14 protein-coding genes are annotated in these 12,921 nt (G+C 25.4%); 1 reads left to right on the forward strand and 13 read right to left on the reverse strand.

Annotation, left to right across the window (positions count from 1 at the left end):
- Nucleotides 1-104 precede the first annotated feature (104 nt).
- The 3 genes from ATH_RS07945 to panD are packed head-to-tail and all read right to left on the reverse strand — an operon-like array spanning nucleotide 105 to nucleotide 1,675.
- Entirely contained in the window at nucleotides 105-977 is an 873-nt protein-coding gene (locus tag ATH_RS07945) for a polyprenyl synthetase family protein (RefSeq protein WP_066186036.1), read from the reverse strand.
- Nucleotide 978: 1 nt separating this feature from the next.
- Nucleotides 979-1,299 carry a YbaB/EbfC family nucleoid-associated protein gene (locus tag ATH_RS07950; protein ID WP_066181272.1) on the reverse strand — a complete coding sequence of 107 codons (321 nt, stop codon included), beginning with the start codon at nucleotides 1,297-1,299 and terminating at the stop codon, nucleotides 979-981.
- On the reverse strand, nucleotides 1,292-1,675 hold the full coding sequence (gene panD, locus ATH_RS07955) for an aspartate 1-decarboxylase (RefSeq protein ID WP_066185697.1): 384 nt from the start codon (nucleotides 1,673-1,675) through the stop codon (nucleotides 1,292-1,294). The genes ATH_RS07950 and panD overlap by 8 nt, the downstream gene beginning before the upstream one ends.
- Before the next feature lie 135 nt (nucleotides 1,676-1,810).
- Between panD and ATH_RS07960 the strand changes: the two genes are divergently transcribed.
- Nucleotides 1,811-2,344: a peptidylprolyl isomerase gene (locus tag ATH_RS07960; protein WP_066185699.1), complete on the forward strand. Its 534-nt coding sequence runs from the start codon at nucleotides 1,811-1,813 to the stop codon at nucleotides 2,342-2,344.
- A gap of 12 nt (nucleotides 2,345-2,356) precedes the next feature.
- Here ATH_RS07960 and ATH_RS07965 read toward each other — a convergent pair whose 3' ends face one another.
- The 10 genes from ATH_RS07965 to ATH_RS10060 are packed head-to-tail and all read right to left on the reverse strand — an operon-like array spanning nucleotide 2,357 to nucleotide 12,920.
- Nucleotides 2,357-2,833 carry a chemotaxis protein CheW gene (locus ATH_RS07965; protein WP_066181261.1) on the reverse strand — a complete coding sequence of 159 codons (477 nt, stop codon included), beginning with the start codon at nucleotides 2,831-2,833 and terminating at the stop codon, nucleotides 2,357-2,359.
- A 42-nt stretch (nucleotides 2,834-2,875) separates the two neighbouring features.
- Entirely contained in the window at nucleotides 2,876-4,066 is a 1,191-nt protein-coding gene (xseA, locus tag ATH_RS07970; protein WP_066185704.1) for an exodeoxyribonuclease VII large subunit, read from the reverse strand.
- Nucleotides 4,067-4,777 (reverse strand): bifunctional demethylmenaquinone methyltransferase/2-methoxy-6-polyprenyl-1,4-benzoquinol methylase UbiE, encoded by a 711-nt coding sequence (gene ubiE, locus ATH_RS07975; RefSeq protein ID WP_066185710.1) that lies wholly within the window; start codon nucleotides 4,775-4,777, stop codon nucleotides 4,067-4,069. It lies immediately after the preceding gene.
- Between the two features lie 25 nt (nucleotides 4,778-4,802).
- The gene (locus tag ATH_RS07980; protein WP_066171299.1) at nucleotides 4,803-5,051 is read right to left on the reverse strand and encodes a tetrahydromethanopterin S-methyltransferase subunit B; all 249 of its coding nucleotides are present in this window, start codon (nucleotides 5,049-5,051) and stop codon (nucleotides 4,803-4,805) included.
- Nucleotides 5,048-5,839 (reverse strand): P-loop NTPase family protein, encoded by a 792-nt coding sequence (locus ATH_RS07985; RefSeq protein WP_066171297.1) that lies wholly within the window; start codon nucleotides 5,837-5,839, stop codon nucleotides 5,048-5,050. The genes ATH_RS07980 and ATH_RS07985 overlap by 4 nt, the downstream gene beginning before the upstream one ends.
- A gap of 54 nt (nucleotides 5,840-5,893) precedes the next feature.
- Complete coding sequence (locus tag ATH_RS07990; RefSeq protein WP_066185712.1) at nucleotides 5,894-6,718, reverse strand: TIGR00282 family metallophosphoesterase; 825 nt, start codon at nucleotides 6,716-6,718, stop codon at nucleotides 5,894-5,896.
- Nucleotides 6,715-9,105: a PAS domain-containing sensor histidine kinase gene (locus tag ATH_RS07995; RefSeq protein WP_066390129.1), complete on the reverse strand. Its 2,391-nt coding sequence runs from the start codon at nucleotides 9,103-9,105 to the stop codon at nucleotides 6,715-6,717. The genes ATH_RS07990 and ATH_RS07995 overlap by 4 nt, the downstream gene beginning before the upstream one ends.
- Before the next feature lie 4 nt (nucleotides 9,106-9,109).
- Nucleotides 9,110-11,131: a PAS domain S-box protein gene (locus tag ATH_RS08000; protein WP_066185718.1), complete on the reverse strand. Its 2,022-nt coding sequence runs from the start codon at nucleotides 11,129-11,131 to the stop codon at nucleotides 9,110-9,112.
- Nucleotides 11,132-11,134: 3 nt separating this feature from the next.
- Nucleotides 11,135-11,512, reverse strand: coding sequence for a response regulator (locus ATH_RS08005; protein ID WP_066185721.1), 378 nt, complete (start codon nucleotides 11,510-11,512; stop codon nucleotides 11,135-11,137).
- Nucleotides 11,513-11,516: 4 nt separating this feature from the next.
- Nucleotides 11,517-12,920: a methyl-accepting chemotaxis protein gene (locus ATH_RS10060; protein ID WP_066185724.1), complete on the reverse strand. Its 1,404-nt coding sequence runs from the start codon at nucleotides 12,918-12,920 to the stop codon at nucleotides 11,517-11,519.
- Between the last annotated feature and the right edge of the window lies 1 nt (nucleotide 12,921).

Raw genomic sequence — 12,921 nt, forward strand, 5'->3', positions numbered from 1 at the left:
ATAATTTAAATTTTATATCAGCTTAAAACTTAGCACTTACTAGTTTTAAGTGCCAAATTTTATTAAATTTTTTCTTTTTTGTCAAGAACCTTTAGTCATTTTAACTAAGAGTTATATTTTTTATGTCTATTTATATAGTTTAAAAGTAGATTTTCTAGAGATATTTTTAAATCTTCATCAAAACTAGCAAGTTTTTCTATACATTTTTGTGCAAGTTTATCTGCACTTTTAATACTCTCTTCAAGTCCTAAAAGATTTACAAAAGAGTTTTTGAAAGTATCATTTTGTGTTGTTTTTCCAACTTCTTCGCTAGAAGCCAACTCATCAATAATATCATCTTGGATTTGAAAAAGTAGCCCTATATCAAGCCCAAAATCATAAAGTTCTTCTTTTGTTTTTTCATCAAGTTCAACTATTGTTGCACCCATTTTTAAACTTGTTGCAATTAGTTTTGCTGTTTTATGAGTATGTAAAAATTCCAATCTTTCCAAGCTTATTTTTTGTTTCTCAAAAAAACAATCTATTGCTTGACCAATTATCATTCCATCAATTCCACCATCACTTGATAAAAGTTTAATCAAATCAACTTTTATATCATTATGAAGTGAAGCATTTGCTATTAGATTAAAACTTTGAGTATTTAAAGCATCACCAACCAAAATTGCTGTAACCTCATCATATCTTTTATGTAAAGTTTCAAAACCTCTTCTTAAATCTGAATTATCCATAGAAGGTAAATCATCATGTATAAGAGAGTATGTATGTAAAAATTCAACAGCTAAAGCAACACTCATACTATTTTGTAGTAAAAGTGGCTTTTTTGAGTTTACAATTGCCAAAAGAAGCATTGGTCTAAATCTTTTTCCACCAGCTTTTAACATATATCCCAAAGATTCTTCAAAATATGGATGAAAAGAGTTACTTTTTGGAAGATTATTTATTAAATACTCTTCAAATTTTTCTTGTAATTTTTCCATATTATTTTTGTCCAAAGTTACCTAAATTTCCCATAAGATTCATAGCCATTCTTTTTTTATTCTCTTCACTTTGTTTTATAATATCATTCATACAAGAGATTAAAAGTATTTGTAGTGAATCTTTATCTTCTAGAAGTGAATCATCTATTTTCAAATCAACAACTTCAGAGTTTCCATTTATAGAAATCTCTACCATTCCTCCACCAGCTTTTGCAGTGAAAATATCAGCAGAATTTTTACTCTCTTGCTCTTTTGCCATATCTTGAAATTTATTTATCATATCACCAAGATTTAAATTTTTTAAATCAATTCCATCAAACATTTTTGCTTCCTACTAATTCATTTGTAATTAACTCAATATTGTTTTTATCATCAACTAAAACAACTGTTGGTTTATAGCTTTTTAACTCTTCTTCACTATATGTAGCATAAGCAATAACAATTATTTTATCTCCAACTGATACTTTTCTTGCAGCTGCACCATTTAAACACATATCTTTTTGTCCAAATTTACCTTTTATTACATAAGTTTGGAATCTCTCTCCATTATTAATATTTACAATATCAACTTTTTGCCCAACTCTTAGATTTGAAGCATTCATAAGTTCTTCATCAATAGTAATAGAACCAACATAATTTAAATTTGCATCACTAACTGTTGCTCTGTGAATTTTGCTATATAACATCTCAAATGTCATAATAAATTTCCTTATCTTTTTTATTAATTTATTTTAGTTGAATTTTAGCACTTTATCTTTAAAACACTATTTTATCTACTTTTTAAAGCTATTATAATATACTAAAAATCTAAAAAATCTTATTAAAGGATATAAGTGAAAAAGATTATTTTTCTACTAATTGCTCTTTTCTCTTTTGCTATTGCAAAAGATCCAATTGCAATTTTTAATACAAATTTAGGTGAATTTAAAGTTGAATTAAAACCATCTTTAGCTCCAAAAGCAGTTGAGAACTTTATAGCTCTTTCAAAAAAAGATTACTACAATGGAACTATTTTTCATAGAGTTATAAAAGGATTTATGATTCAAGGTGGAGACCCAACAGGAACAGGTGCTGGAGGAGAATCAATTTGGGGTGAAAATTTTGAAGATGAATTTTCTCCAAATGCCATTTTTGATAAACCTTATATTTTAGCTATGGCAAATAGAGGAAAAAATACAAATGGTAGTCAATTTTTTGTAACAACTGTTCCTACATACTGGTTAAATGGAAATCACTCTATTTTTGGTTATGTTATTGATGGTTTTGAAACTGTGAAAAAAATTGAAGCTGTGAAAACTGCTGGAAGATATGGTGCAGATAAACCTCTTTCTGATGTAGTTATAAATAATATTAAAATAGAAGAGTAAATTCTTCTATTTTTAATCTTCTAATTCATCTTTATGAACTACTCTTTCAATATCCATCAAAACTAACATTTGATTATCATTTAATCTTACATAACCTTTTAAATATTTTGCAGGTATAGCTGAACCCATTTCTGCAACTGGTGCAAGTGTATTTGTATCTATTTTTTGAACATCATCAACTAAATCTACAACTATTCCTATCATTCTTTTATCTTCAGTTATAACTGTGATAATAGATGTATTTTCATCATAAATAGCTGGTCCTGTGTTAAACTTTATTCTAATATCTAAAATAGGAACAACTTCTCCTCTTGAATTTATCAAACCTTTTACCCATTCAGAAGTATTTGGTAAAATAGTAATATTATCTGGATATGTTAATATCTCTTTAATTTTTGGTAACTCAATAGCATATCTCATCTTTCCCAGTTCGAATGTCATAAATTCTGTGATATTTACACTTTGATTTTTTCTTGAGCTTTTTTCCATTTTATTTATCCTTGTTTATAAATATTTTTCAAAATTGTAATATTATACTTGTTGTTTACTTAAACTAATAATTTTTGCAATAGCTTTTACTTTGGCTGTTTGTAGTTCTATTGTATCATCAATCTCTAGCTTTTCTAAATCTATTAAAATATTATTTTTTGAAATTTGGACAAAAGATGTTTGATCTTTTTTACTAGGATTATTTAATTCATAGTTTTGTTTGAGACTATCCAAAATATTTTGAAATATCTGATATTTTTGTAATATTACTCTATTAAAGTTATCTTTTATTAACTCTATTTGATTTTGAATAAAATTAATTTTTGAATCAATTGAGTTTAGTGAAAATATCTTTTTGATATTTATTAATTCATCCTCTTTTTTCTGAAAAATATTTTTAATACTTCTTTCTAAATCTTGCATATATAAATCTATTGCTAAAAGCTGGTCATTTTTATTAGGAAGTGCAATTTCAATAGCATTTGATGGAGTTGCAGCTCTTATATCTGCTACAAAATCACTTATTAAAAAATCTATTTCATGTCCAACGGCTGATATTATTGGAGTTTTTGCTTCAAAAATAGCATCTGCAACTATTTCACTATTAAATGCCCACAAATCCTCAATACTTCCACCACCTCTTCCTACAACTATAATATCAACATTTAAACTATCTGCAAATTTTATACTTCTTGAAATATCTTCTTCACTTCCATTTCCTTGAACCAAAGTTGGAATAAGAATTAATTCACATAAATTCCATCTATTGGCTGCTACTTTTTTCATATCTTCAATAGCAGCTCCTGTTGGACTTGTAACAATAGCTATTTTTTTTGGGAATTTAGGAAGAGATTTTTTAATACTTTGTTCAAAATAACCTTTTGCTTGAAGTTTTATTTTAAGTTGTTCAAATGCTAAAGCTAAACTTCCCACACCATCTGGCTCTATTTTTGTACAAAGTAATTGATAGTTTCCTCTTGGTACAAAAACTGTTATATTTGCACTTACTTGAACTTTTTGTCCATTTTCAAGCTGGAATTTTAAATATCTTGCATTTCCTTTAAACATAACACAAGAGATTGTTGAGTTTTCATCTTTTATTGAAAAATATATATGCCCAGAACTATGAACAACTAAATTTGAAATCTCTCCTACAACTTGAATTTGCATAAAAGTTGTCTCAAGAAGAGATTTGATTTGTGTATTTAATGCTGTAACACTAAGAGTTTGCATTTAGATTTTTTTTGCAATTATCAGTGTTGAGATCTTCATAGAAAAAGCTTTTGTATAAACTATCTCAAAACCAGCTATTTCCAACTCTTTACATAAATTCTCAGTAGTTAAAAACTCATCAATAGAATCTGGTAAATATCTATAAGCCTCTTTATTTTTTGAAATCAATCCACCAATTATTGGTAAAATATTATCCATATAAAATGCTGTTAATTTATCCAGAAAAGATTTTTTATTGTTTTTAGTAAATTCACTAATTACAACTAATCCACCTTTTTTTAAAACTCTTGCAAACTCATAAAAAGCTTCTTGTCTTTGTACTACATTTCTAATTCCATATGAGATTGATAAAATATCTGAACTATCATTTTCAAGTGGCATTTTTGTAGCATATGCTTCTATAAATTCAACTTCTGGAAGTTTTGTTTTTCCAACTTCCATCATTCCAACACTTGGATCTATTCCTACAATATTTTCTAAAATAATATCTCTTTTCTTTGCATTTTGTTTCCAAAAAAGAATCATATCTCCAGTTCCACAAGCAACATCAACTACTTTCTCAATAGATTTTCTATTATATAATTCAAAAGTTTTATTACAAGCTTTATCTCTCCAACTTTTATCTATTCCCATTGACATTACTCTATTTGCTTTATCATAAGTTGGAGCAATGTTATTAAACATTGATACTATTTTTTCTTGTTTTTCCAAAAATTCATCCTTATCTTTTTTATATTTATAAAAGATATTTTCCTATAAAAATACCTATAATAACTCCAATATTAATTGCAACTGCAACTTTCATAATAGTAAGTTTTTTATCCATATATGGAATTCTATTTAAAATCTCTTCTTGAACTTTTAAACTTATTTCAAAATCATTTGAAGCTTTTTCTAAATGGTCAATAGACTTTTTTATTGAAATTTCACTAAATTCCATTCTTTCAACAAGCTCTTTAGCCTGTTTGAAACTCATTTCACTCATTTTTTAATCTCTATCCATTGATCTAAGTTAAAAAATATTTTATTTAAAGTATTTAATACATAATCTTTTGCTTCTGTTTGAATTCTTCTAAAAAATAGATATTTTCTTGCAGATTCTAAATCTCCAAGTTCTTTTGCTTCAATAGCTTTTTTTGCAAAATCTGTATTATTGTATGCCATTTCCCAAACTGTACTTCCTAAATATCTACTCATTGTAATAATTTTATCATTTTGTACAGGGAAATATTTTGGATCTTTTACAAAATCACAAATTGCAGAATTTGAATCAAGATATTTATGTCCAAAAAAGTTTATAAATTGTTCTGAATAATAATCTTCTTCCATAGAGATTGCTCTTGTAAGTGCAAAAATCATATTTTCTTCAGGATTTTTCTCAATTTTTCTAATCTTTTTCATTGTTGCAATAGCATTTTTTCCATCAAGTTCACCATCTCCCAAAGGAATAATCCATTTAACATTTCCAAAGCTTCCAACTTTTTTAATCTCATCTAAAACCAAAGCCGATGTTTTATTTCCCCCAACATCAACAATAACTTCATGATTATCATCCATTAAAATAAGTTCATCAAGCTCATTTATACGGTTTGTTCCTAGCATTCTTTTTTCTACTATTTCTGTTCTTGTAAAAGACTTTGAGTCATTGTTTTCATCATCAATTTCTATGTAAGTTATCTTTTTCCCATGTTTTTTGTATAAATATGGTGCAATAACTTGCATGGCTACTGTTGACTTACCAACACCACCCTTTGTTTGAGGAATTATTATCATTTTTCTTTGCCCTTTTTTAAAAACTTAGATTCTTTGATTTTATCCAAATCATCATTAAATAACTATTGCTTCACTCTTGTAAATTTCACTGCTATTACAAAATTTTTTAAGCTTAAAACTACTCTTTGCCTTTCCATCTTCTATATCTACAACCATAAGCTGTAAAATACTTTTACAAGAGTTTGGAACTTCAAAATGACTATTTATTCCTGTTGTAGCTCTTTTTATTGGTGCTTCTTTATCCATTCCTATTACATTGTCAAAACAACCTGTAAGTCCAATATCTGTTAGATATGCAGTATTTTCAAATATTTGTAAATCATCTGTTCCTACATGAGTGTGAGTTCCACAAATAGCACTTACTCTATCTTTAAACATCATAAGCATAACTCTTTTTTCACTTGTTGCTTCTCCATGAAAATCTATAAAAATATTTTTTATATTTTGCTCTTCTAAAGCTTGTATAACTTCACTTGCAAGATTAAATGGATTATCAATAATTGGCATTGAAAATTGTCCCATAAGATTTAAAACAGCAAGTTTTTCAATATTTTCATCTATCTTTACATCACAAATTTTAAGTCCTGTTCCAATAACACCTTTTGGATAATTATGTGGTCTTAAAACATTTCCATTTTCTAAAAGTACATTAAGATCTTTTTTCTTATCAAAACTATGATTTCCACCTGTTATTAAATCTATTCCACTATTTATTAACTCTTTATAACTATCAACTGTAAGTCCAAAACCGTGACTTGCATTTTCAGCATTTGCAATTATAAAATCTATTTTATACTCTTCTTTAATATTTTTTAAACTCTCTTTAATTATTTTTCTTCCAGGACGACCTACAATATCTCCTATAAATCCTATTCTCAATTATCTTCCTTTTTGTACTTTTCTAAATTTATTTCAAAAACAGCTCCTAAACTATCATTATATCCATCTATTTTTCCACCATTTTCTTCAATAATATTCTTTGCAATAGATAGTCCTATTCCCATTCCACCTTTTTCTTTTTGACTATTAAATGGTTCAAATAGTTTTTTCATAGCCTCTTTTGGAATTCCACCTGCATTATCTTTAAACTTAATATTTATCATATCTTCTGTACTAGTTACTTCTATTTTTAACCATCTATTCTCATATTCAGCTATTTTTTCTAACTCATCAAGAGCATTATTTATAATAATAATCCAAACCTGTTCAAGCTTTTGTTTTTGTCCAAAAATATATAGTGGATCTTTAATTATCAAATCTTCATCAAAATTCAATAATCTATTATTTAAATAGATTTTTCCTATATGTTTTGCTCTATTATGTGCCATTGTTAGAGAAGTTACAATTGTTTGGCAAACATTTATTTTCTCTTTATTTGCTGTTTTTGAGTGAGTAACTTCTCTCATACTTTCAACAATATTTGCAATTCTATTTATTCCATCTTTCATCTTTTTACTATCAAGAAGCATTCTTTGTTTGATTTCACTCTCTTCTAAATCATTTATATCATACTGCATAAGTTCTAGGTTACCTTTTACATAAGTAAGTGGAGTATTTATTTCGTGTGTAATTCCAGCTGCCATTGTTCCTATATAGCTAAGTCTTGCACTTTTTATCTGCTCTTCTAAATGTATTTGATCTTTTGCTTTACTTTTTTCTAACTCTTCTTCAATTCTTGCTTCTAAAGTCAAATTCAACTCTTGTAATTCTCTTTTATCTTCAAGTGAATTTACAATAAAAATTATCTGATTTTTATCTCTTAAAAGTTTTAAACTAAGTTCTAAATGAGTTTGTAAACCATCTTTTCTGATAAATATTTTCTCTATTTTTGATATATTTATTAAATCTTTTAATTCAATAAATAACTTTGCCAATTCACTTTTAGAGTCTTTTTCTATTAGATTAAGAATTTGTGATTTATAAAGTTCATTCTCTTTATATCCTAAAAACAGTTCAAATTGTCTATTTACTTTTACTATATTATACTCATCATCTAAAATAGCTATACCACTTTGAACATTTTCAAAAATACTATTATATAGTTCAACTTGATTATTTAAATTATTATAAAGTTCTTCAATTTTTAATTTATTTGTATTATCTTGACAAATAACATTAAAATACCTTTCATTTTCTATATTTGTGATTTCAACAAAAATATCTAAAAAGAAAATATCTCCATCTTTTTTAATACCTTGTATTCTTTTTAATTTTATTTGTTTGTTTTTTGAGCTCTTCAATATTATTGTTTTTACAACTCTTCTTAAATTACTTTTTACTATAAAATCATATTTCTGTCCTAGAAGTTCACTCTTTGAAAAACCTAAAAAATCTGAAAAAGCACTACTTACATCATTTATTCTTCCTTGATTATCAACTCTTAAGTATAAAATATACCTATCCATAATCTCAGAACTTTTGTCTATTCTTATATTATTTTTTTGGTTTGCTATATCTAGTTCTTTATTTTTGTTTTCTATTTTTTTATTCTCTTTTGCAATAATAAGTGTTGCAATACTTGAAAATAAAAGTGATAAAAATATACTAATCAAACTTATTCTCAAAAAGTTTTCTAGATAAAAATCCTTTAGAATACTATTTTGATTTTTTACTAAAATTACAAAGTATTCACTCTTATTTATATATATCTTTTTTGTATTAAAATCTTTATAATTATTACTTTCATACTCTGATTGAGTTAATATTTTACTATTTGCAAAATATACTTTTGACCTTTTTTCTAAAAAAGAGTTCATATCTATTTTTAGTATAAAAAACTCATTTTCTCCTCTTATTGCTATATTTATAATACTCTTATCTTTTGTATCTAAAAAAGAGTATTTTTCATACTTTTTAATAGTTCTTAAATCTTTATAATACTCTTGCATATAGTTTGTTTTTAATCTTTTAAACTCTTTATTTATATTATCAAAAACAAATCTATCTTTTGAATCGAAAGCCAAAGATTTAAACTCTAAAATCTCTTTCTCATGAAGAATTGTTTTCTCTATAAATGTTTTTAAAACTTCATCTGAAAGATAATTCTTAAATAATATTTCTAAGATATTTAGTTTCTCTTCATAGTTTCTTATAAAATTTAAAAAAACAAACTCTTGCTCTTCTATTGTAGTTTCTAATCTTTTTTCATCAATATCAGTTTTATAAAAACTATTTTTTCCATTAAATGAGTAGAAGGTATAAGATAATAAAAGTGTAAAAAAAAGTATAAATGTTAAAAAAATCTTTGTATAAAATAAAGGTCTCATCTACTTACTTTTTAACTTTTATATAATAGCTTGTCTCATTTATAGAATTTTTACATAAGAAGATTGCACCATTTTTTTCAATCAATAGTTTTGCTAAATATAATTTTGAGTCTAAATATGTATTATCTAACTTACTTATAATCTCATCTAAAAACTCTTTTTTCTCAGCACTTTCTATATTTTCATGAATTTTTATAATCTGCTCTTCATTATTCTCTATTAGTTCTATTGTTATAGTACATTTTTTATCTGAATACATTTCTACTTGCTCTAAAATAAATAAAATTATATTTTTTAATATTGATTTTAGTTCAAAAAAAGCAATTTTAATCTCTGTTTCATCTTCAGTTTCTAAAACTAGTTTACAGTTTTTACTATTTTTTAACTTTGATTCTAAAGTAGTTTTTATATTATCAAAAACCAAAGAGAGATTTGAGATATTATGTTTTGACGATTTAAATAGTTTTTTTACATCATTTAAAATAAATGATAAATTTTGTAACTCTTCTGAAACATTATCTTGAAGTTTTTCAAATGTTTTTTGATCCATATCTTCAATATTTCTTACTCTCTTCATCTCATAAGATATTTTTGAAATTGGTTGTTTCCATTGATGAGAAATAGAGTCCAGTATTTTTGATACTAAAGATAGTTTTGATTCATCTTTTAAATCTCTATCAAGAAGTCTTAACTCACTCAATCTATTTGATAAATCATCTTTTAATAATTTATTTATCTTTTCAAGTTGTTTTTTATCTGTAATATCACTTCTTATAGAGCTATATCCAATGAGACTATTGTTTGAATTATATTTTGGAAAAATATTTATTTTTACCCAATAAGTGTTACCAAATTTATCTCTATTTTTTATCTCACCTTGCCAATTTTTGACATTTTTTAGCTCTTTTTTCAGACTTTTATAAAAGTTTTCAGAAACATCATTATGCTTTAATACTTCAATATCTTTTCCTAAAATTTCATCTTCTGAATATCCCGATATTTTACAAAATGACTTTGAAACATAAGTAATTTTTCCATCTAAATCAAAATCAACTTTTGAAATATATTTATCAATTTGATTTAATATATCTTTTAAATCATTTTTCAATACACTGTTTTTTGTTTTTAATTGAAGTAAATAGATAGTTATAAAAATCAAAACAACGAGGAAAATTGTAAATATTACAAATATATAGCTATAAAAACTATCAATTTTCTCAATTTTTATATCATTCTTATTAAAAAATACAATATAAAATGTATCATCATAAAATTTCATATCTGTTATTTTCATAAAAGTAAGAGTTTTTTTAACACCATCTTCATTTAAAACATATGTAGTATCTAATTTGTTATTAATTATTTTCTCTATTTTTTCTAAATCTGATTCATTTTTTATAAAACTATCAAGATTGTTTCTATTTAATTTAGAACTAAATAGTTTTAAAAATTCAAATCCTTGCATATTTGTTTCAAGTTTTTCTAATAAAGTATCTAAATCAAACTCTATATTTATAATCGCTATAAAGTTTAAATCTTTATCAAATATAGGTTTTGAAAATACCAGATATCCCTCATTTGAGATTATTTTATATGCATATTGCTCTTTTTTACTACTTGTTACACTATCAAGAAGTGAGTTTGTAAAACTATCTTTAAAGTTAATATCTTGGAAGTTTAAAATCAAAGCTCCATCTTTTGTATAAAAACTTATATCAAAAACACCTAAACTACTATAATAAGAGTAATTTGATTCAAATTCATCATATAATCTGTTTTTTAATCTTATAGGATTTTTCTCTGAAACTAAAAGATTAAGTAACTCTTCACTTTTTACAAGCTCAGTAAAATAAATAAACTCAGCAGTATCTGCGAACTCTTTTTCTATTGTTTTATACTCTTTTAAAGCTTTCTCTTTTGTTTTATTATTTACTTTCTCAAAATCACTATTTTTTAAATATGTGAAGAAAAAAATAAATGTAATAAGAGCTAGAAAAAAAAGTATTAGATACTTAATCTTATTCATATATTATCTTTCAGCTAAAACTTCTAAAATCTTTTTTTCTAATGAATCCAAAGAACTAAAAGGTTTCATTACATAATTTGTAGCCCCAACTTTATGTGCTTTTAACACTTTATCAAGTGTAGAATAAGCAGTCATCATAATAACTTTTTGCTTATCATTTTTATCTTTTATTTTTTCTAAAACATCAATACCATTCATTTGTGGCATCATAATATCAAGCATTACTAAATCATATTTTCCTTCTGTAATATGTTCTAAAGCTGTAACAGGATTTGAAAAAGATGATATTGAAAATATTGGATTTCTACTTAAAAATCTATTTAAAAGATCTAAAATTTCTGTCTCATCATCAACAACTGCAATTTGATATTTTTTATTCATTTTATTAACTCCCTTTAGCAAATAACTTAACAGCTGCTTCTTTCATAACAGCATCATTTTTCTCTTCTAAAATTCTATCTAAATATATAAATACATTTTCACTTGCATCTTCTACAAGCTTTATTTTATCTTCTATTAACTCTTTAGAACAAGATATTTTTCCACCTGAACACTCTTTTGCTAAGATATTTGCTTCTTTATGCACAACTGCGTGTGGATTATCTAGCCCTCTATAAGAAGCTGTAAATGAAAACTCTTGTTTCCCAAGCCCTGTGTTATACCATTGTCCCAATCTACATTGAGTATGATCAACTGCTTTAAAACCATTCTCATTTCCAAAAATTAGTTGATATAAATTATTTTTATATATTACGTGATCCAGTTTTGCAAGGTTTATAAATATTTTATTTGAGATACTTTCAACTTCATAAACAGCTCTATTTGAATTTTTTTGGAATGTATGCATAAGTCCATTTAAAGTGTCAATTCTTGTTTTTGTTTCATCTACTACTTGAGATACAATATCTGAGCTATCTTTTATTCTTAGTGTCTCTTCTTGAATAGAATTTACAACTTCCTTAATCTGTTTTGCAGCATCTGCACTTCTACTTGCAAGATTTCTTACTTCTTGTGCAACAACTGCAAATCCTTTTCCAGCTTCTCCAGCTGTTGCTGCTTCAACTGCTGCATTTAAACTTAAGATATTTGTTTGGAATGCAATTTCTTGAATAAGATTAATAACCTGTGCAATATCTTTACTTTTTGATACCAAAGAATCCACTACATTGTTCTCTTTTGCTATCTCTTTATATAAATTTTCAGTATCCAAAACAATATCTTTTGTAAGATCTAATCCATTTGTAGAACCAACTGCTGTCTCTCTTGACTCTTTTTGCATTCCTTGAAGTTCATCTAAAAGTTCTAAATATGTTTTTTGTGTATCACTTAATGATTTTGTCATATTTTTGCTATGTCTTGCTAAAAGTCCACCCTCTTTATTGTCGTGAATAGATGTTTTTCTTAGTGCTACAATTGTAAAATTATTATGCTTTTTAATAAACATTTCAGCTTCACACTCTGCAAGTATTAATCTATCTCTTCCTTCTTTTATAGCTTCAATAATTGGTGAAAAATTATCTAAATTTGATTTTGTAACTGCATTTGCAAAAAATGTTTTATCTTTTTCATCAAATACAACTTTCCCTTCTTCATGTGAGAAAGATGCAATTTGTTTAAATAGTTCTATCTCTTTATCTTTTTTATTTAAAGTATCTAAAAAATGTCTCTCTTGCTCTTTTATTTGATAAGCAAAATCTTCATCTTTTTTAAGAAGTTGTGTTTTTAAAGCTCTTAATTCTGTCTCTAGTCCCCTAATCTTCTCATCTTTTTCTTTATTTCCAAAAAACATA

The organism is Aliarcobacter thereius LMG 24486, assembly GCF_004214815.1.
GTDB lineage: Bacteria > Campylobacterota > Campylobacteria > Campylobacterales > Arcobacteraceae > Aliarcobacter > Aliarcobacter thereius.